Source organism: Binatus sp. (SeqCode) (genome assembly GCF_049584895.1).
GTDB lineage: Bacteria > Desulfobacterota > Binatia > Binatales > Binataceae > Binatus.
In genome coordinates this window covers 1-20,827 of the sequence record NZ_JBAUYR010000100.1, presented here as the reverse complement: position 1 = coordinate 20,827, position 20,827 = coordinate 1, and the positions used below count along the sequence as shown (strand labels likewise).

General features: G+C 61.2%; 17 protein-coding genes. 8 read left to right on the top strand and 9 right to left on the bottom strand.

All coding sequences use genetic code 11. The features are described 5' to 3' along the window. Positions 1–115 precede the first annotated feature (115 nt). The 3 genes from WB650_RS17455 to WB650_RS17445 all read right to left on the bottom strand — a co-directional run bounded on the left by WB650_RS17455 (position 116) and on the right by WB650_RS17445 (position 8,125). A complete protein-coding gene (locus WB650_RS17455; RefSeq protein ID WP_422305593.1) occupies positions 116–802 on the bottom strand; it encodes an aspartate/glutamate racemase family protein in 687 nt (228 codons plus the stop codon). After that, the gene (acnA, locus tag WB650_RS17450; protein ID WP_422305591.1) at positions 799–3,558 is read right to left on the bottom strand and encodes an aconitate hydratase AcnA; all 2,760 of its coding nucleotides are present in this window, start codon (positions 3,556–3,558) and stop codon (positions 799–801) included. Before acnA ends, WB650_RS17455 begins: the two co-directional genes overlap by 4 nt. A gap of 67 nt (positions 3,559–3,625) precedes the next feature. Further along, positions 3,626–8,125 (bottom strand): DNA glycosylase AlkZ-like family protein, encoded by a 4,500-nt coding sequence (locus tag WB650_RS17445; RefSeq protein WP_423961371.1) that lies wholly within the window; start codon positions 8,123–8,125, stop codon positions 3,626–3,628. Positions 8,126–8,278: 153 nt separating this feature from the next. Between WB650_RS17445 and WB650_RS17440 the strand changes: the two genes are divergently transcribed. The 5 genes from WB650_RS17440 to WB650_RS17420 all read left to right on the top strand — a co-directional run bounded on the left by WB650_RS17440 (position 8,279) and on the right by WB650_RS17420 (position 11,699). Next, positions 8,279–8,602 carry an ArsR/SmtB family transcription factor gene (locus tag WB650_RS17440; protein WP_422305587.1) on the top strand — a complete coding sequence of 108 codons (324 nt, stop codon included), beginning with the start codon at positions 8,279–8,281 and terminating at the stop codon, positions 8,600–8,602. Position 8,603: 1 nt separating this feature from the next. Then, positions 8,604–9,158, top strand: coding sequence for a DUF2306 domain-containing protein (locus WB650_RS17435; RefSeq protein WP_422305585.1), 555 nt, complete (start codon positions 8,604–8,606; stop codon positions 9,156–9,158). Positions 9,159–9,182: 24 nt separating this feature from the next. Further along, positions 9,183–9,989: an arsenite methyltransferase gene (locus WB650_RS17430; RefSeq protein WP_422305583.1), complete on the top strand. Its 807-nt coding sequence runs from the start codon at positions 9,183–9,185 to the stop codon at positions 9,987–9,989. Then, positions 9,986–10,789, top strand: coding sequence for a class I SAM-dependent methyltransferase (locus WB650_RS17425; RefSeq protein WP_422305581.1), 804 nt, complete (start codon positions 9,986–9,988; stop codon positions 10,787–10,789). The genes WB650_RS17430 and WB650_RS17425 overlap by 4 nt, the downstream gene beginning before the upstream one ends. Positions 10,790–10,961: 172 nt before the next feature. Next, positions 10,962–11,699 (top strand): carbonic anhydrase, encoded by a 738-nt coding sequence (locus WB650_RS17420; RefSeq protein WP_422305579.1) that lies wholly within the window; start codon positions 10,962–10,964, stop codon positions 11,697–11,699. Positions 11,700–11,849: 150 nt separating this feature from the next. Here WB650_RS17420 and WB650_RS17415 read toward each other — a convergent pair whose 3' ends face one another. The 4 genes from WB650_RS17415 to thiO form a co-directional block, all read right to left on the bottom strand. Next, the gene (locus WB650_RS17415) at positions 11,850–13,274 is read right to left on the bottom strand and encodes a di-heme oxidoredictase family protein (protein WP_422305577.1); all 1,425 of its coding nucleotides are present in this window, start codon (positions 13,272–13,274) and stop codon (positions 11,850–11,852) included. Positions 13,275–13,710: 436 nt separating this feature from the next. After that, positions 13,711–14,499 (bottom strand): YoaK family protein, encoded by a 789-nt coding sequence (locus tag WB650_RS17410; protein WP_422305334.1) that lies wholly within the window; start codon positions 14,497–14,499, stop codon positions 13,711–13,713. A 32-nt stretch (positions 14,500–14,531) separates the two neighbouring features. Then, positions 14,532–14,894: a hypothetical protein gene (locus WB650_RS17405; RefSeq protein WP_422305332.1), complete on the bottom strand. Its 363-nt coding sequence runs from the start codon at positions 14,892–14,894 to the stop codon at positions 14,532–14,534. Continuing rightward, positions 14,891–16,033 (bottom strand): glycine oxidase ThiO, encoded by a 1,143-nt coding sequence (gene thiO / locus WB650_RS17400; RefSeq protein ID WP_422305330.1) that lies wholly within the window; start codon positions 16,031–16,033, stop codon positions 14,891–14,893. Before thiO ends, WB650_RS17405 begins: the two co-directional genes overlap by 4 nt. Positions 16,034–16,117: 84 nt before the next feature. On the opposite strand from thiO, the gene WB650_RS17395 reads away from it, so the two are divergent. Beyond that, positions 16,118–17,650: a hypothetical protein gene (locus tag WB650_RS17395; protein WP_423961369.1), complete on the top strand. Its 1,533-nt coding sequence runs from the start codon at positions 16,118–16,120 to the stop codon at positions 17,648–17,650. Between the two features lie 96 nt (positions 17,651–17,746). Here the strand turns inward: WB650_RS17395 and WB650_RS17390 are convergent, their stop codons facing one another. Further along, complete coding sequence (locus WB650_RS17390; RefSeq protein ID WP_422304206.1) at positions 17,747–18,373, bottom strand: TetR/AcrR family transcriptional regulator; 627 nt, start codon at positions 18,371–18,373, stop codon at positions 17,747–17,749. An 82-nt stretch (positions 18,374–18,455) separates the two neighbouring features. Between WB650_RS17390 and WB650_RS17385 the strand changes: the two genes are divergently transcribed. Beyond that, positions 18,456–19,190 carry a class I SAM-dependent methyltransferase gene (locus tag WB650_RS17385; protein WP_422304207.1) on the top strand — a complete coding sequence of 245 codons (735 nt, stop codon included), beginning with the start codon at positions 18,456–18,458 and terminating at the stop codon, positions 19,188–19,190. Positions 19,191–19,368: 178 nt separating this feature from the next. Beyond that, positions 19,369–19,878, top strand: coding sequence for a DinB family protein (locus tag WB650_RS17380; RefSeq protein ID WP_422304208.1), 510 nt, complete (start codon positions 19,369–19,371; stop codon positions 19,876–19,878). Positions 19,879–20,452: 574 nt separating this feature from the next. Here WB650_RS17380 and WB650_RS17375 read toward each other — a convergent pair. Continuing rightward, positions 20,453–20,827: hypothetical protein (locus WB650_RS17375; protein ID WP_423961366.1), on the bottom strand; the 375-nt coding region annotated here is incomplete at its 5' end.

Below are 20,827 nucleotides of genomic sequence, written 5' to 3'. Positions count from 1 at the left end.
TCTTTGCATAACAAGGCCCGAGCCAGAATCTTGAATCGCAACCGAAAAAAATCGGTCGCTGAGTAATGTCCCTCACCTTGAATCCTCTCCCGTCGGGAGAGGGGAAGAGGTCTCGTCAGATCGCTTTGCGAAGGGCGGCGCGCGCGAGAATTCTCGTCGAGTCGAGAACAGGCAACGGAGAATCGGCGGGGCTGATCAGTAACGGAATCTCGGTGCAGGACAACGCGACCGCGTCGCAGCCGCCGACGGCGAGATCGCGGATTACATTCTGAAAGTATGCGCGAGACTCCGGCAGGATGCGCGCATTCACCAGCTCGTCGTAAATGATCTGATTGATACGCTCGCGCTGTTCGAGGTTCGGAACGCGGCGCTCGATCCCTGCCGACGTCAGCTTGGACGGATACACCGGACCCTCCATCAGGTAGCGCGTTCCGAGAATACCGAGCCGCTTGAAGCCGCGCCGCCGAGCCTCGCCGGCCACTTCTTCGGCGATGTGTATCCACTGCGCTGGTGAACGCTCGCGGACCAGATCGAGCCCCTGGTGAACCGTGTTGTCGGGGCATATCAGCAGTTGCGCTCCGGACTGGACCAGCTTCGCCGCCGACTCGAGCATCATCTCACCGACGGCGTCCCAACGGTCTTCGTCGATGAGGCGCTGATAGCTGCCCAGCGAAAAACCGTGCAACGTGATCTCCGGATGCTCATGCGGCCCGAGGAATTCCGAGCCTTCGAGGCAGATCGTGCGGTAGCAAAGCGCGGCCCCTTCTGAGCTGACTGCGACGATGCCGATGTGCTTCGTCACGCGATCAGTTCGCGCAGCACGAATGGCAGGATTCCGCCATGCCGGACGTACTCGACTTCCTCCGGCGTGTCCGCGCGCATCGTCACTTCGAACTCGGTCGTCTTGCCACCGAGTTCCGCGCGCACCTTCAACGTCTGCCGCGGCTTGATGCCCGCTTTCAGTCCGGTGATCGAAAACAATTCCTTGCCGGTGAGCCCGAGTGTCTGCCGATTCTCGCCGGGCTTGAACTCGAGCGCGAGCACGCCCATCCCAATCAGGTTGCTGCGATGGATTCGCTCGAAGTTCTCCGCGATCACCGCGCGCACGCCGAGCAGCTGCACACCCTTGGCGGCCCAATCGCGCGACGAGCCAGTGCCGTATTCCTTGCCCGCGATCACGATCAGTGGAACGCCTTCTTTGCGGTAGCGCTCCGACGCGTCGAAAATCGTCATCTTCTCGCCGTCCGGCTGATGCGCGGTGAAGCCGCCCTCGACCCCGGGCACCATCAGGTTCTTGAGCCGGATATTCGCGAACGTCCCGCGCATCATCACTTCATGATTCCCGCGCCGCGCGCCGTAAGAGTTGAAATCCTTGGGCTGCACGCCGTGCTCGATCAGGTACTTGCCCGCAGGACTGTCCGGCGCGATCGAGCCCGCCGGCGAAATATGATCGGTCGTCACGCTATCGCCGAGAACCGCCAGCGCACGGGCTCCGTGGATGTCCGCGAACTCTCCAACCTTCGCGGTCACGCCTTCGAAAAACGGCGGCGCCTTCACGTACAGCGAATCCTCTGCCCAGCGGAACAGGTTGCCCTCGGGGACCTTCAGGCTCTTCCATCGTTCGTCGCCTTCGAACACCTGTCCGTACTCACTTTTGAACATCGCGGCGTGAACCGAGCCGGTCACTGCCGCTGCGACTTCATCCTGCGACGGCCAGATGTCGCGCAGAAACACCGGACGGCCGTCGGAGCCGGTGCCGAGCGGCTGATGCTCGACGTCGATGTCCATCGTGCCTGCAATCGCGTATGCGACCACCAGCGGCGGCGACGCGAGGTAGTTGAATCGCACCACGGGATTGATGCGTCCCTCGAAATTGCGATTGCCGCTCAGGATCGCGCACGCCACCAGGTTGCCATTCTTGATTGCGCCGGCGATCGCCTCGTCAACCGGCCCGCTGTTGCCGATACAGGTCGTGCATCCGTAACCGACCAGGTTGAAGCGCAGTTTCTCGAGCGACTCGATAAGGCCGGCGCGCTTGAGGTATTGCGTGACGACCTTCGAGCCGGGAGCCAGGCTGGTCTTTACAAACGGCTTGACCGTGAGTCCACGCGCGACCGCCTTCTTCGCAAGAATCCCGGCCGCGAGCATCACCGACGGATTCGAGGTGTTGGTGCAGCTCGTAATAGCGGCGATCACGATCGAGCCGTGCGTCAGCGGAAACTTTCCCTCCTCGGAATGGACCTCGACCTTATGCGCGATATGTCCCAGCTTCGAATCGAGGATTGTTTCGTCGCTGCCGGCTGCGCCGTTGCCGCCCTCTGCGACCCACTTCGCCAGCTCGTCGCGATCGACGCTCGGATGCTCCTCGAACTCCTTGCCGAGCTCGCGACGAAAATCGCTTTTCGCTTGGGTCAGGGCGACTCGATCCTGCGGACGTCGCGGTCCCGCCATACTCGGCACCACGCTGCCGAGATCGAGTTCGAGGGTGTCGGAAAATTTCGGCTCGGGCGCGTCAGGCGAATTGAAAAGTCCCTGCGCCTTGCAGTACGCCTCGATCAATTTGATCTGGCCGTCGCTGCGTCCGGTCAGCCGAAGATAAGTGAGGGTCTGTTCGTCGACCGGAAAATAGCCCATCGTCGCGCCGTACTCGGGCGACATGTTGCCGAGCGTCGCGCGATCCGCGACCGGCAGCGACGCCAGCCCCGGCCCGAAGTACTCGACGAACTTGCCGACGACGCCTTTCTTGCGCAGCATCTGCGTCACAGTCAGCACCAGGTCGGTCGCGGTCGCACCGGGACGTAGGCTGCCCGCGAGACGAAAGCCGATCACTTCGGGAATCAGCATCGGCATCGAGCGCCCGAGCATCGCGGCTTCGGCCTCGATTCCGCCGACGCCCCATCCCACGACACCGAGCCCGTTTATCATCGTGGTGTGCGAATCGGTGCCGATGACAGTGTCGGGATACGCCTCGCCCTTCTCCGACACGAAAACCACCGGCGCAAGATATTCGAGATTCACCTGGTGCACGATTCCGGTGTCAGGCGGCACGACGCGGAAGTTGTCGAACGCGCCCTGGCCCCATCGCAGGAAAAGATAACGCTCCTGGTTGCGCTCGAACTCCAGTTGCGCGTTGGTCGCGAACGCGTTGGCGTTGCCGAACGAATCGACCTGCACTGAATGATCGATCACCAAATCGACCGGCTGTAGCGGACTGATCTTGTCGGGATTGCCGCCGAGCTTTTTGATCGCGTCGCGCATCACCGCGAGGTCCGCGACCACCGGCACTCCGGTGAAATCCTGCAAGAGCACGCGCGCCGGCATGAACGAGACTTCGCGCTCACCGCCCTTGCCGTTCCATCGGGCCAGCGCTTCTATCTGGCCCTTCGTCACGATCACGCCGTCCTCGCGGCGCAGCACATTCTCGATCATCACCTTGATCGAATACGGCATCCGCGCGAGCGAGAACCCGTGCTTCTCGAGCGCATCGAGCTTGTAAATCGTGTAGCTCTTGCCATCAACCGTGAGCGTCGAACGAGCACCGAAACTGTTTGTCGTCATGCGTTCAGAATAGCGCGCGAGCGCGGCCAATCAACCAGTGAAAAAGTGAAAAGTGAAAACGAAAAAACTAATTTGAAGATCTACGGCGCGTGGCACGTGCGGGCGCCGGGCCATGCAAGCCGTCGAAGACCAGCGAGCGGCCGTCGGAATGGAACCGCATCGCGGCGAGGATTCCGACTCGCGGCGATTCAAGCGCCGGCACGCCATCGATTGAATCAATCGTGATGCGCGGCTTCAACGTCATAAGAGCCGCGACCGCAGCGCCGAAACTCTCGTCTTCAACTTCGCTTTCGTTGTCGCCACCGGTGATCATCGCGCGTCCCTGCAATCCGGCAATTACGCGGCCGGCGCGAACAACGATCACGTTGCCAGCCTCTCGCGCGATACCGCACCCGGGAATCACGGCGCCGTATGGATTGGCGGGGTCGATAGCGCTGAGTGCGACCGGCTTCTCTCGCGCTGGGATCAAGTTGCGTGCGGCGTGCAGCATCTCGACCGCTTCCGGGAGCGCGTACTGCTCGCCGGAGAGCGAGCGCACGAACCATCCGCGTCGAATCGCGCCGCCGTACTCGAGCCGGCGCAGCGCGAATGAGATCTCGTTCCACGAGAGATGCGTCGATTCGATACCAAGCATCTCGCGCGAGAGAATTCCGTGACGCTCGAGCAACTTGAGCGCGAGGTCGCGCGTCTCGTCGGCACCAACCGCGGGAGTTTCGGCCGCGCGGATCAGCGACCATCGTCCTGCCAGGCTGGACTTCAGGCGCGCGCGAACTGCGGCGTCTTGGCGAGTCGTCGGGCGGCGCGCGACTGATCCGAGCGCGCGCTCGGCGGAGCGATCGTCGGAGAACATCCGCAGGGGAGCGAAGTTGTCGTTGCTGACGCGTCCTGCCGCCGCCATCCGCCACAGAGCAGACAACGCGTCGCGCTCGGAGATGTTCGCACGCTCCGCGACCTCGTCGAGATATTGAGCGCCGGCGGCTCCCAGAGCCTCCAACACCGCCTTTTCTTTCCCATCTTCGGCTGGCGACTCCTCGCCGCCCACGAACAGACTCGCCTTGCGCGCGACGAACGTGATCCGCGACGGCGTGTTCGCAGGACGCGAGCTATCGACACCCTCCCCTGAAACAGCGAGCCACTTCATCTGGCCGCTCATGCAGACCAGGTCGAGCATCTCGGGGCGATAGCCCTCGATGCGCGCCGGGAGGATTGCATGCTCCCAGATTTCGGGGGTCGCGGCGATTCCGGAGAGCTGATCGAGCACCGCCGCGACGCCAGTTTGATCGGCGGGCAGATCGGCGGCGCCGACGTGCATCCATCGCAGGCGGAATGCTGCGTACTCATGATCGGCGCACGGCTCGATTTCAGCGCGCACGCGCGCCAGGGTCATCCGATGGATTCGTTCGAGGTTGTAGCGATCGGACCATTGAATGGTGTCGGAGCGGGTGAAGTGACCGCGGAAAATCGCGCCCTGCCCTTCCAGCGCGGCGAGATTCTGATCGATGTCCGATTGTTTGAGATGCAATCGCGCGGCGACTTCGGCGGCTGTCGTTGGGCCGCAGGTTTTCAGTGCACGGCGGACGAGTTCGATGCGCGCGGCGTCGCCATCTGATGAAGAGCCAGTGTATGCGGCATCGAAGAGCGGCTTGTCTTCGCTGGCGATGATTCTTTCCGGTGATTCTCCGTTCAGGCTGGCGCGTGCGATTCGGCCTTCCGCGTCCAACTCCGTGATCATTGCATGGGCGGCCTCGCCTAGTCGCTCTTCGACATCGGGCAGAGTCAGGGAGCCGTGCGCGCGGATGAGTTCGAACAGCTCGTCGCGCGAGCGCGGCTTGCGCCCTGCGGCGCGGCCGGTCACCTCGGCCACGACGCTTTCGACCGCATCGGCTGAGAGCAGATCCGACAGGTCCTCTTTGCGGAACACGTCCTCGGCCATCCCGCGGTTCATCGTGACGGTCCGCGAACGGCGATTGGCGCGCTCGCCGTCGTCGAGGAACGAGTAGTCCCATGCGAGCAACAGGCGATGGGCAAACACAGATGGTGCGATCGCATCGACGGTGACGGTGCGAATCGCGCCGCTCTCGATTCCTTCGAGCAGTTTTATGGTGCGCGGCAGGTCGGTGGATTCCTCGAGACATTCGCGAATCGTCTCGTCGATCACGAAATGGTCCGGCAGTTCGATCGCGCCCGGGCGGTTCTCGAAGCATGCTTGCTGGCCCGGAAAAATCGACGACAGCAGTTCCTGCGAGCGCAGGCGCTGAATCCAGGCGGGAACTTTCTTGCCGCGCGACGATCGCATGACTGCGAGCGCGCGGGTCGCGACATGGCGGAAGCGCACTTCGAACATCGGCGCGGCGAGCAGTGCCTGCACCAGCACCTCGCGGGCGTTGCGCGCCTTCAAAATGCTGAAGAGAGTGTCGAGCGGGAAGCTGTGACGCGAATTGAGCGCGAGCAGCACGCCGTCGTCGATGGCAGACGCCTGAATTTCGAAATCGAACGACTGGCACAGGCGCTTGCGAATCGCGAGGCCGAGTCCGCGATTGAGGCGGATACCGAATGGGGTGTGGATGACGAGTTGGGTGCCACCGAGGCCGTCGAAGAAGCGCTCGATGACGACGGTCTTCTCGTCGGGAATCGCGCCGAGCGCCTCGACACCGCGACGGACGTAGTCGGCGGCTTGAGTCGCCGCGCGTTCCGACATCGCGCATTCAGTCATCAGCCAGTCTTCGGCCGATTGGTTGCGTTCGATGCGATCCCAAATTTCGTGACGGAGGTCGCTTATCTCTGCCGACATCGCAGGCGAACGGCCGCCCGCCTCGGTCAGCCAGAACGGGAGCGTCGGCGCCATCCCGGGCGCGGCCTCGACCATCAGTCGCCCGCGCGAGCTGCGCTGAATCTGCCAGGGCATCGAGCCCAGTGAAAAAACGTCGCCGCGCGATGACTCCTGCGCGAAGTCTTCTTCGACATCGCCGATTTTGCGGCCCTCGGATTCGATCACGACGTCGTAGTTGCCGGCCTCGGGAATCGTTCCGCCCGAGGTGATCACCGACAGGCGCGCAGAACGGCGCGGGCGGACACGGGCGTTGACGCGATCGAAGAAAATTTTCGGCGCCGCGCCCATTATTTTGTCAGGTAAATCAGTGGCCAACTGCTCGAGGAGATGCCGAAGTTTGGTGGCGTCGAGATCGCTGAAGTTGTACGCGCTGCGGATGACGCTCAGCAGATCAGCCTCGGAGATTTCCTCTTCCTCGGCGGCGATTGCGACGATTTGTTGCGCCACGATATCGACGCATCCCATCGGAATTTCCACTTCGTCGAGATGACCGTGACGGATCGCGCGCACCGCGGCGCCGCATTCAAGCAGATCGTCGGTGGTGAGCGCGAAGAAGCGGCCCTTGGGAGTGGCGCCGAGGCTGTGTCCCGAGCGGCCGATGCGCTGAATCGCGGCCGAAATGGATTTGGGCGTATCGAGCTGGCACACGAGGTCGACTGCGCCGACGTCGATGCCGAGTTCGAGCGACGCGGTGGCGACGATCGCTTTGAGCTCTCCCCGCTTGAGGCGTTGCTCCGCGAGCAGACGCTCGGCGCGCGCGAGGCTGCCATGATGCGCCATCACGGCGTCGGTGCCGAGCCGCTTCTGCAGGTTAATAGCGACGCGCTCGGCGTGGCGGCGGCTGAGGGTGAAGACGAGAGTCGTGCGATGCTCGCTGATGAGGCGCGCGACCTCGTCGTACATCGCCTCCCAATGCGGATGGGTCGCGAGCGGTCCAAGCTCAGGGCCCGGCGCGATGACCTGGAGATCCATCGTCCGGACGCGATCGTCGGCGCGAACTATTTTTATTGGACGCGGCGTGCGGACGCCGTCGCGAGTGACATCGTAGCCCGCGAGGAATCCGGCGAGCTTTTCGATCGGATTCAGGGTCGCCGACAAGCCAATTCGATTCGGGCGCGCGTTGCCGCGACTCGTCACGAAGCGTTCGAGGCGCTCGAGCGTGAGCGCGAGATGCGCGCCGCGCTTATTGCCGGCGAGTGCGTGGAGTTCATCGACGATCACGTGGCGAACGGCGGCGAGCTTCTCGCGGAACTTCGGCGAGGTCAGCAGGATGAACAGCGACTCGGGAGTGGTGACAAGAATGTGCGGCGGATGCCGGAGCATCGCAGTGCGCTCGCTCGCAGACGTGTCTCCGGTGCGAAGGCCGGCGCGGATGCGTGAAAGGTCGAGGCCCGATTCGGCGCCGACATCGCGCACGCCGTGGAGCGGTTCTTCGAGATTCAGGCGGATGTCGTTGGCGAGCGCCTTGAGCGGAGAAACGTAGAGGACGGAGACTTCGTCGCGGAGAAGATCGTGCGCCGCGTCGAGGACGAGGCCGTTGATCGCCCACATGAAGGCGGCCAGCGTCTTGCCGCTGCCGGTCGGCGCGCAAAGGAGGACGTCGAAGCCGGGGGTTTCGTTGTCTCTGGCGGCGCCGATGATGGGCCATCCGAGTTCCTGCGCGCGCGAGGGGACATCGAAGCGCCGCTCGAACCATGCGCGAACACTAGGATGGAAGTCTTCAAGAGCTGTTGGCATCAACCAAATATAGTCACTTCGCCGCGACCTTTCAAAAAAAGATACTGACAACGGGATGGCAAGAGACCGCACCTCTAACTGTTCTTCTCTTTGGCCTGTTGGCTCAAATTATCCGCTTGCGTTCATTATTTCGATAATACTAGAATTATCGTAGTGAGGAATTACGTCGAACAGTTCAGCGCGCTCGGCCAGAAGGATCGGCTGGAGATTTTTCGGCTGCTGGTGCGGGCGGGGCCGCAGGGAAAATGCGTCGATGACATCAAGCGGCGGTTCAGGATGCCCGGTTCGACGCTGTCTCATCATTTGGACGCCCTGACGCGATGCGGGCTTCTGACAGCGCGCCGCACGGGACGGTTCATCTACTACGCAATCGACTGGGCGAAGACGGCGAAGCTGATTCGCTTCATGACCGAGGACTGCTGCGCTGACCTGCACACCTCATTGGGCAATTCATTGTCCGCCGATCGCATGAAGTGAGATGTTTCAGACGCTGAGCAAGACTTTCGGGTTCGAGATGCCGTCGGGGTCTCCATTCTTCCTTGACCTGCTGGTCATTCACATTCTGCTGGGACTGGCATGCGTGGTCCTGGGCCTCGCGGCGATGCTGGCCACGAAACGCCCGAGGGCGCATCCGAGAGCCGGGACTCTGTATTACATTTGTCTCATGCTGTTGTTCGCGACCGCCTCGATACTGGCTGCGATGCGATGGACCGAGGACTATCACCTGTTCATTCTCGGCGCGCTTTCGTTTGCGGCGGCGTCGGTCGGACCTATGGCGCGGCGGCAGTTGTGGCCGCGATGGATCGATTTTCATGTGAGCGGGATGGGTGTGTCGTACATCCTGATGCTCACCGCGTTTTACGTCGATAACGGCAGGAACCTGCCGCTGTGGAGAGACCTACCGTACATCGCGTACTGGATCGTGCCCGGCGCGATAGGAATCCCATTGATCGTTAGTGCGCTCGCCCGGTGGCATCGACGATTGGGCGTAGGTCCGTTTCCGGTGGAAGTCAGGCAGAACGCAACATCATAAAAGGATGTCTTTCAGGAGGTCGCGATGAGTGGTGAATCGATAAAGGAAACTGTGCGGGAGGAGTACGCGAAAGCAGCGCGGCGAGTTACCGAGCAACAAGGTGGCTCGTGCTGCGCGCAGGTGGCGCCCGCAGGCAATCCGATCACTTCCAATCTGTATGGAGACCGTGAGAAGGCCTCGCTTCCGGCGGAAGCGATTGCGGCATCGCTCGGATGCGGCAATCCGACCGCGCTCGCCGAACTGAAACCTGGCGAAACGGTGCTCGACCTCGGATCGGGCGGCGGGATCGACGTGATCCTGTCTGCGCGCAGAGTGGGCCCGTCGGGCAAGGCGTACGGGCTCGACATGACCGACGAGATGCTCGCACTCGCGCGCGAGAACCAGCGCAAAGCCGGCGCGCAGAATGTCGAATTCCTCAAGGGCGAGATCGAGCATATTCCGCTGCCGGACAATTCCGTCGACGTGATCATCTCGAACTGCGTGATCAATCTGTCGAGCGACAAGGACCGCGTATTGCGCGAGGCGTTCCGCGTACTGAAGCGAGGCGGGCGCTTCGCCGTCTCGGACATCGTGGTGCGCGGTGCGATGCCGGCCGAGGTTAAACGCATGGTCGAGTTGTGGGCCGGATGTATCGCGGGCGCGCTCGAGGAATCGGAGTACCGATCGAAGCTGGCAGCGGCAGGCTTCGATCAGATCGAGGTGGAGCCGACGCGAATCTACACGGCAGCCGACGCCAAGGGCCTGTTCGGCGATAACAAGAGTATCGAAGCCATCGTGCAGAAGGCGGATGGCAAGTTCATGAGCGCGTTCGTGCGGGCGCGCAAGCCGTGAAATCGATCAGCGGCGTCGGGTTGGCGGAAGTCGTCTCGGTCTACAGCGGTACGCAAGGCGATTTCATGCAGCTCGTATTTGGACAGCAGCTTCATATCGGTGGCATGAAGGCCTCGATCGACCTTGCGGATAGAGCGCGAATTGCGGCGGATTCGAGCGGCGTCGATCTCTGCTGCTGCAACGGCGCGGGAATGCGCTTCCTGGTGCGGTCGCGGAACGTCGCGTCGATGACCGGGGTCGACGTGACCGAAGCCGTGATCGAGCGCGGGCGTCGCTTCACGCAGGAGGAAGGCCTCGAGGACCGCGTACGATTCGTACACGCCGACGCGTGCGACAGCGCCCTACCCTCGGCCAGCGCGGATTTCGTTTGGAGCGAGGACGCGTGGTGCTACGTCCCGGACAAGCCGAAGCTGATTGCAGAAGCTGCGCGCATCGTTCGTCGTGGAGGCGTGATCGCGTTCACCGACTGGGTTGAGGGGCCAGCAGGACTGAGCGGCGCCGAGGCGCAGCGCCTCCTCGCAATGATGACGTTCGCCAACATTGAGGATGTTGGCGGCTACGTGGGTCTGCTGTCGGCAAGCGGCTGCGATGTGCGGATCGCCGAGGACACCGGGCGGTTCGCTTCGCATTTCGAGTTGTATCTCAAGATGATCGAGATGCAGCTTACGTATGATGTGTTGCGGACCCTCGCGTTTCGTGACGAGCTGCTGGCGACGCTGGTCGAAGGATTTCGCTTTCTCGGCGAGATGGCGCGCGCCGGCAAGGTCGCGCAGGCACGATTTGTCGCGCGGCGAGTGTAGGTAGAGAGTTCAGGGTTGCAGAAGCTCTGATAGACGGGCAGTGAATTCGCTGCGCGACAACGTGAGGTCGTAGCCGGCGTCGCGCGATACAAAATTCAAGAATCGACCTGCCCAATCCATCTTGCGGGCGTAATTTGAGTCTGATAGTTACTGCGCGGGGAGGACTCTCGAAATGTTTACTGATACCCGAATCAGCAGGCGGGGGCTGCTACGGTTGGGATCGCTCACCGCGGTTGTGGCCGCATTGATCCCGACAATCGGCGTCGACAAAGCACGCGCACAGAATGTCATTTGCAATCCCGATCGGCCCACGACTCCGGCCGGGGCGCTCGCCGCGCTGGTAGATGGAAACGACCGGTGGGTGACGCAGACTCAGGAGCATCCGGGCGAAGACGCAACCCGGCGCGTTTGCGTGGCGAACAATACGCAGACGCCATTCGCCGCGATTATTTCGTGTTCGGACTCGCGAGTACCGCCGGAACTGATATTTGACCAGGGTCTGGGCGATCTGTTCGTTGCGCGTGTGGCAGGGAACACCGCCACCGGCAAACTGGTCGAGAGTTTACTGTACGGCACCGACGCGCTTGGCGCGCTGGCTCTGCTCGTGCTCGGTCATTCGAGTTGCGGCGCGGTCGCGGCGGCTGTCCAGGCTTTTCCGGGCCATCACGATCTGGAATTCGTAAGACTGATCGCTCCGGCGGTTAGGAAAGCTCGGGAGATCGTCAAGAAAAATGGCGGCGATCCAAATGACCCGCTCCAGGTCATCCCGGTAACTACTGACCAAAACGTGATCATGGTTACCCAGGACTTACAGAAGAAGTTCAAGCAACAAATCAACCAGGGCAATCTGCTGGTCGCCGGAGGGCGCTACGACCTGAACACGCAAGTTGTCACGTTGCTGATTCAGTAGGTCGTGTGGGTGTCGGGAGTTGCACGCCACCCGGCGCGCTCCTTTTTTCACTGGCGCGCGCGACCTCTCCTCGGACAAGGCGAGGTTATTCGAGCGGCGGCAGAATTGTGAGGCGCGCGAGGGTGGGTGTGCCCTCGCGCGCTTTTGAGGTTAGAGGGTATTGAGGAAATTCAGGACGTCCTGCTGCTGCGAGGTTGATAGGGCCTGGAAGGCTTGCGAGGCGGGTTTGCCCTGGCCGTCGTGCAGGGAGATTGCGGTCGGCAAATCGAGCGCGCGGCCGTCGTGCAGGAAAATAGTTTTTGCGCGCAATCCCCACAGTGGCGCCGTCCGCATCATCGTCGGTCCCGCGGCGCCTGACGTGATTCCGTCGCCGAGTGCGCCCATGTCATGCAGCAGGAAATCGCCGTACGGATGGAAGGTCTGCTGCGCCAGCGCGTGGTTGACGGTCGCGCTCATCGGGGTGCCTCCGGTGGAAGCCGGAATGAATGATGCGGGATTCGAGGCAGTAGTGAGCGAAGGCGCGTGGCATCCGGCGCATCCCAACTGCGAGAACATAAACTTGCCCCGCAATGCAGACGAGTTTTGCGGAATCGTGGGCGGTGGTGCGAGTGCGCGCATGAAATCGGAGAAGCGGTCGATGTCAGCGCGGCCGTCGGGATCTATCGTATCTTCGATGCCGGTGTCTTCGAGCGCGATCCCGTACTGAGTCACGCCAAGCGCGCAACTGCTGGTGTCAGTCGGGTTGTCGGGATTCGTGATTCCCATTTCGTTGAGATAGGCGTCGCCGGCGAACCCGCGCAACAACGCATGATCGTTTTTCCATCCGAAACGTCCGACGTGCGCGGTATGCAGAAAATTCTCGGTGACCATCTTGACGGTGCCGCGGATTGACTGAGGTTCATTCTGCGCCAACTGGATCAACGTTTGATCAGATACGGCCTCGACCAGTCCATCGCCGAACAGGGCAAGCGCGGCGCGTCCCGCAACGCAATCACCACCGCTCGCGAAGTTTGCGCTGGTCGGATCGCAAGTGGGCAGCTCGGTGCTGAACGTGGTCTTCATCGCCTCCTCCTGCTGGCATGCGGAGAGTTGGCATCCCGGGACGGTGATTTGGCATCCGAGCGGCTCGGCCGTCACACCACCGGCGAAAATTGGCGTGGCGCCCTGCGACTGCGGGCCGTTGCGGAGCATGTTATCCACCGCGAAGATGTGGACCGGGCCCGGGTCGGTGTTGTTGCGGACGCGAATCTCGTTGATGAAGAGACCGCCGCCGCCGGTCGCGGGCTGCGAATGGCATCCGGTGCACGTGGTGCCATTGAAGAGCGGTCCCAGCTGCGGCATCTCCTCGATTTCCTTGAAGTTGATCTGGCCGGTGGCGAAGGTCGAGAGGTCGGCGAGGCTATTTGCGACCGCGGGCAGCGGCGCGCCGAAACCGTCGAGGTTGATGGGATAGCTCGGTTGCGACTGGGTAAAGGCGCGGCGATTGGCCGGGCCGGCGTATGCGTTGTGCGGCGTCGCGAGGGCGAGCGCGCAGAGAATTAGTCCTACAGATCCGAGTGCGGTCTGAGTCTTCACAATCCTGACTCCTTTGCCTGGGGCGCGCGATTTTCGAAATCGCGAGCGAGGCTGTTCCGCGGCGTCCGCGCAAGTGGCATCGCGCGGGCACACATTCACACCTAACTGTCGGTCGCGCTTTCAGGATTTTCCGGGCGTCGCGAGCTCCCCCGAGCAGTCACTTCATCGAGAACGGGTATGTCGTTGGCTCATTGGAGGTCGTTGCGACCTCGGAGAGATACAGATGTGGATGAACCGAGAGAGTACTTAGCAATGGCGCTATATTATTACAAGACTATCAGAGACAACTTTTTTCTCTCTTTTAATATCATCTATATGCTGAAAAATGCGCTGATAGACTCTAGATGCTAATTTATGCGCGCTGGAACTCTCGCGGCGACGACAGGAAGTCATCGCGGCCATGCCATCAGCAAGACCGGGAGCTGAGGGCTTGGCGTCACCACTCCTCGCCGAGGGCCAGCAGTGGGCGGAAGGCTCCGTAGAGGGCTATTGCGGTGAGGACGCTGAAGGGCGCCAGCATCCCCAGCAGGGCCCATCGCTGCATCGCGACTCCCCCGCATACCGCCCCGACCAGGTACACCAGCCAGAGGCCGAGAGTCAGGGCGGCGCGTTGCAGGGGCACGGTCCGGGGCGAGACCCTTATCACTTTTGCCAGGCGGGAGCGGAGGCGGCCGCGAGTTCTATCGTGGAACCAGAACAGGTACACCGACAGATTCTCGGCGAACTTGACCAGCGAGCCGGTTACGAAAGTCGTATACAAGTTGAGGCCGCCGACCTTGCGGAGGACGACGTTCTGCAGGCCCATCGCGACGGCGAGCAACGCGACCATTGCGAAGAACTTGAGGGCCGGTTGCGGCGGAATGTCGGCCTTAAACCCAGTGCCGATTGCCGCGGCGATGAAGATTGCGATCAACAGCGCCTCGAGACCGATAGTCGGGGGAAATGGAACCTTGATTCGACGGCGATCCTCAGCTTCGTAGATGAAAGCTCCGAGGATCAAACCGAAAACAAATGTGAAAATTGGCCATCCACGACGTACGACGCCGGTCCATTGCATGAGCGACAGATGACGCGCCATCGCGACCGTGTTCCCGGTCATGTTCGCGGTGTATATGCCGTAGAGCGAGAAAAATCCGACGAGATCGACGAAGCCGGCCGCCCAGGTCATCGCAAACGCGAGATTAACTTTCTCCGCAGTAGTGAGGGGGCCTGGCTGGATGCGCAATTTGGATACCGCGAAAAAACAGTGACGGATAATTAGCGCGACGATGCCTTCAGCAGTACCGGGAGTTGGGCGGTGAACTCGCTGCGCGAGAGGGTCATCGAGTAGCCGGCTTCGCGGGCGGCCTTGAGGGATTTCAGATCGACGTGCGAGGCAAATCCGATCACGCGAGCATCCGGGACGACGGCGCGGATTTTCGTCAGAGTCTCGAGGGCGGGGAAGGCGGCGTCGGAGAGATCGGTGAAGATGATCGAGGGATGGGTCGCGGCGTATCGGGGAGCGATGGCGTCGAGCGACGACGCGTACTCGACTTCGGCATCGACGGCGGCTGCTACTGCGTCGATCTTCGCGCGGAAGAACAGGTCGCGAATCAGTCCGAGTGCGATGATGCGGCTCATATCATGTCGGCGAGTTTTACCGGCCGCGCGGTGCCGTTGCGGAAGCGGGCGGGTGAGAACGGCGTGAGATCGATCGACGGCGTGCGCTGCTTGACCAGATCGGCGATCACTTCGCCGGTCAACGCGGAGAGCAGGATGCCGCTGCGGAAGTGGCCGGCGGCGTAGAGGACGTTGGCGACGGTCGGCGATGGGCCGAGCACCGGGAGCAGGTCGTCGCTGGCGGGGCGCAGTCCCGCCCATGCCTCGCGAAAAGGAATCGAGGCGATAGAAGGGACCATCGCGCGCACCGCGCGGAGGATTCGTTCCATTCCGTCGAGGGTGACGGATTTGTTGAAGCCGGCCTCCTCGAAAATCGAGCCGGCGAGGATGCGTCCGTCGCGGCGCGGGACTACGATTCCGTTGGTCGAGAAGATCGACGGGCCGACCAGTCCGGGGCGCGCGTCGAAGCATAGGATTTGCCCGCGCACCGGGTAGAAGTGAAGGCGATCGTCTTCGAGGCCGCGGATGTCGCCGGCCCATGCGCCAGCGGCGTTGATGATCACGTCGCCGCTCTCGAGCGATCCGTCGGCGAGGCGCAGACCGGTCGCGCGGCCGCCGTCGATCGCGATCGAGTTGACGCGCGCGCCTTCGCGGAACTCGGCGCCGGCGTTGGTGGCGGCGTTGATATAGGCGAGTGTGAGTTTGCGATTCTCGACGCGCCGATTGGTGGGCATGTGCAGCGCGAAGATTATTTTTTCGGAGAGCACGGGGGCGAGTTTGAAGGCCTCGCGCGGCGACAACTCCTCGACCTCGCCGCCTGCCGCGCGCTGCCATCGCGCGCGCGACTGCAACTCGGCCCGGGCAGCGTCGTCGAAAGCGACGTAGAGCACGCCATCTTGATCGTACTCGGGATCGACGCCGCTCTCGGCGGTGAGGCGATCCACAATCGCATCGAAAGAGCGCTTGCCGGCAAGTGCGAGATCGAAGAATGCGCCGGGTTCGTGCGCCTCGGCCTGCGGGCCGATTAGTCCAGCCGCGGCCCATGAGGCTTCGAGGCCGAGACGGCCACGCTCGAAGACGCTGACCTGGACGCCGTCGGACGCGAGCCGCCACGCGACCGAGCTGCCTATGATGCCGCCGCCAATTACGAGAGCTTTCACGCGATTAGATTACCGGCGCGATACAGCAGGCGAAAGCGGCGGGCTATTGCGGAGGCCTGCTGTCGATGATTCACTCGCACGTCGTTGAAGGCTCAGCGCTACTCGCTACTCTCCGCGTCACCATGGACCGTAATCCTGTCGATCGCACTCGCGACAGCTGACAACTTCGCCGAGCCGGACCTGTGGATTCACATGCTGACGGGGCAGACGACGCTGCGCACCGGGCATATCCCGCGCTTCGACACCTATTCGTACAGCGCAGTCGGGGCGCCGTGGCACAATCACGAATGGCTCTCGCAGGTGGCGCTGGCGTTCTTCTATGCGCACCTGGGGGTCTTCGGCCTCAAACTGCTGAAGCTTATCTGCTCGAGCATTCTGATTGTCGCGCTGGCGATCGGGATTTCCGCCACCGGCGCGGCCGCAAGAGTGCAGCGGCTCACGCTGATTCTGAGTGCCGTCGCGATTTCCACCCAAATGCAATTTCGGCCGCAGCTGTTCACCTTCATGATGATCGCGGTCGTGATGATGGCGCTCGCGATTGAAGTCTATCGCGGACGCGCAGTGCTATGGCCGTTAATTCCGATGTTCACGTTGTGGGCCAATTTTCACGGCGGTTACATCGTTGGACTCGGCGCGATGGGTATCGCGGCGGCGGTCATGTTCGTGCAGGGCTGGTTTGGCGACGCGGACCGCATGAGGTCGGCGTGGCGGCTCGGATTGATCACAGTCGGATGCGCGGCGGCCACGGTTATCAATCCGTTCGGAGTGGGCTTGTGGTTCGGAGTGGCGCATTCGGTCGGCGACCCGCTGATCCGGCAGGTAATTGCGGACTGGGTGCCGCTGCCGAAGATGATACTGACTCTGTGGCGAAGTTCCCCAATCGAATTGCTCCAATACGCGACGCCGATTCTGCTGTTCGCCGGTTTCGCCGGGGCGGTTGCCTTAGCTCCCGACCTGGGCGACGCGGCGATGCTCGCAGTCGCTACGATTTTCATCGGCGCCGCATTCTATGCCACGCGCAACGTCGCGATTGGGGTGATCGCAGTCGCGATTCCGCTGGCGCGTCATGCCGGTCTGGCGCTCGAAGGTGGTGGCGCGCAGCAGGCAGACGATGGCGACCTTCCCGCTGCGCTGCTGGCGATTTGCGCGATTGCGGTGGCTCTCGTTGGTGGAACGCTCTCGAATCGGCTCAAGACCTGGAAGCCGATGCCGACCGGCGCGCTCGCGTTCATGCAGCAGCACAAACTTCACGGCAATCTGCTCCCGCAGTTCGAATGGGGATCGTACGTGCTGTGGCACATGGGCGACGAGTTCAAGGTCTATATCGACCCGCGCGGCGAGCTGGTCTTCACCGACAAGCAGGAAGGCGACTACGCGAGGTTTTTCTATGGGATGCCGGGTTCGGAGCAATTGCTCGAGGCCTATCCACACGACTACGTGCTAATGGGCGTGAACACCAAGGGCGCGGACCTCGTCAAAAAGGATCCGCACTGGCATCTACTATATAGCGATCAGACCGCGGCGCTTTTCGGGCGCGCCGAGATTCCCGGCGTGGGACCCGTCGTCGGCAACGTCGGGGGACCCGACGGTAAAGCGGCAGCCACCTATTTTCCCTGATCTGCCCGAATGTCGGCGGCGAGCACGGCGGCCCGCCCCACCAGGTCATCAGAAATGCGATGGCGGTAGAGAGTGGCTAGCGGCTTCGTCATCAGATCACGTTCGCAGATACCGGACCACCAGGCGCGTTACGTCGTCCACAAACTGTCGTGCTTTGTCGTCGGCGAGGATGTCCGGGCGACGCAGGACGGCAGCATGTGTCAGCGCTTCCACCACTGTCACGACGACGAAGGCGGCGAGATCGAGGTCGGCGACGTCGAGCTCGTCTCGATGCGCCTCGAGGTAGCCCCGGACCAGCGCGTAACCCTCTCGGACATTAGCCTCGATATTTTCGAGCCGCCCGACCCGTGGGATCTGTTCGGCAAGGACGCCATGAAGTTTGGGATTGACGCGGTGAGCGTCGATTGCAATCGAAACAAATTCGCGCGCCGCGACTTCGATTGGACGCGCTGCCACCTTGACCAGGGCGTTGCGAGTCACCTGCGAAACTTCTTGTGCGTGGCGGTCAGCGACCGCCGCGACCAGCGCCTCCTTGCTCGGGAAGTACTGGTACAACGAACCGATACTGACGCCGGCCACTTCGGCGATCCGGTTGGTGCTCGCTCGGTCATAGCCTTCCTTTATTAAAACGCGAGCAGTCGCTTCCAAAAGCGCATCGACGGTTGAACGCGATCGCTCCTGAGAGGCTGATTTTCTGGGGTTTGTTTGAAGCTTCCGCGCCATATGCACCCGTCCAAAATGCGAGTTTACAATATGAGCTATCACTTATATTTTGTCTATAGCGAAAACGCCAAGGACAATAGGCATGAGCAGACAAACGCCGGATTATGGTCTCGATGGTGGCAGAGCAGTTCGCGCGATGTTCGTCGTTGGGCTTGCGGCGGCAATCGGCGGTTTCCCTATCATGCGATGGACTTCGAGCCGGCACCTCGGCCTCGCTTATACGCTTCAAATTTTTGGCTTTAGCTGTCTGATCGCCTCCTCGCTCGCGTTCGCCAGCAGTCGCTTCGGCAAACTCCACGCACGCGACCGCATTATCGCGCGCTTGAAGCTGCGCGGAGACGAATCCGTGCTCGATGTCGGTTGTGGCCACGGCCTCCTGCTCATTGGCGCCGCGAAGCTGGTGCCGCGAGGTCACGCAGTAGGCATCGATCTGTGGTCGAATTGGCAGCAGGCTGACAATTCGCGTGAAGCCACGCTAAGAAATGCTGCGCTGGAGGGAGTCGCCGATCGAGTGAGCGTTCATGACGGAGACATGCGCAAACTGCCGTTTGCCGACCGCAGTTTCGACGCCGCGGTCGCCCACTTCGCCATCCACAACATTACCGGCGGCGAAGGACGCCGCGAAGCCATCCGCGAAATCGTGCGCACCCTCAAGCAAGGCGGCCAGGTGGCGATTTCCGACCTAATGGCAGTCGACCTCTACGCCGACGAGTTGCGCAAGTCGGCCATGACTGATGTGGAAATTTCCGGCCTCAGTTTCTGGACCTTCCCGACCGCGCGCACCGTGACCGCAAGGAAGCCGGCGCAGCCACTCTGATGGAATCACCTGGAGCACAACTTGGCGAATCGCTCTTCCCCTCTCCCGAAGGGAGAGGATTTAAGGTGAGGGACCAAGTTCAGCGCGCGTTCTTTTCGCGCGCGATTCAAAGATTCTGCTCTTCTTCCAGCGCACCGCAGCAGGTTATGCAAAGGTTTCATCGATAAGGATAAAGAACATGGATCAAATCACCACGCTAGACCGAATCTTCAGCTACAAGGCAAAGGCCAACGAAGAGATTCTCGCGGCAATGCGACAATTTGACGATGCCTCTCCTGCCAAGGAGATCGCCCTCAGAGTCCTCAACCACACTTATGCTGTCGACCGCATCTTCGCTGCGAACTTGCGCCGAGCGGAGCACGGATACACCTCGCCCAACCCGGGGCAGGCGCCATCGCTGGAAGAACTATCCGCGGCGATCAAGACCAGCGATCAGTGGTACCTCGACTATCTTTCACGTCTGGATGGAACACAGTTGGCCGAGCGCATCGACTTTACATTTACCGATGGCTTGCCGGGCCGTATGTCACGCGAAGAGATGCTGATGCACGTGACAGTTCACGGTGAATACCATCGGGGACAAATCAGTTTGATCATGATGCAAAACTCGATCGCGCCACCGGCCGATGGGTTCACGACCTATCTGCATAAGGCAGAAGCCTCAACACGCCGCCGCCTTTCTCGTTAGGCTCAGCTTACTAGCGAAATTAGTTCGGACACTCGTCGGATGGCATCGCCGGCAGCCGCGCTTGTCCGAAGTCTGCACAACGCGGGTATTAGTGCTTCCTTCTCCTCAATGTGTCTCGGTTCTAGTGGCTGAAGACGGAATCGGTCGAAAGTCTTCAAGTCCAGAGTATCGAGGGTCCTCAAGTCGGTATCGCAAATTGTTAGATACTCTAGTCTCCAAGAACCAATCAGGTCGCGGAAACCATCACGCATTTGGGCCGTCAAGGATTGCGGCAGATCCGGATCATCAAGCATCCGAACGGCAGGTTGAAGGAGTTGTGCGTACTTCGTGATGGTGAACCGTAAGCTAGCATAACCACCTTCCTCAAGAGCGCGATATTGAAGCTCTTCATTGGCAAGGTGCAGCTGTAATTCTTTGAGCAGCCTTCGTAGCTCGCGAGTTAGATTGAGCCTTTGACGAGCCTTCTCTTCTCTAATTCTCTGTTGCGGTCCTAGGTACCAATTTGTAACCGTCGAAAGGACTATCGAAATCACGACACCTACCGATGAAATAAGTATAGGCGACACTAAGTTTTTCATCGCGCCTTTTGTGCTAAAGAGTCAAGTTCGCGTTCGTACTGATCGAGGACTTCAGTCTCGACCTTGAAATACAGATTGACGATCAGTTTAGCCAGTCTACGGGCAGCTCGATAATCGAGCGTTTGTTTTGCAATCTGAATGGGTGTCTGTATCTTGTTTCGAAGAAGCGACTCATAAGCGCCCGGTTTCCGATCGATCCTATCCTCTATTGATTTGATCTGGGCTTCGATTTCCTCAAACATTTTCCGAGTTTCTTGGTCAGGGAACTCCTTAGCTATCAGCACCGAAAGGTACTCTTCGTAAGCGTCCAGCACACGCTCCCTGAGTTTGTGATCGGAGGTCGCAAGATGTTCGAGCGCACTATTCAGGCG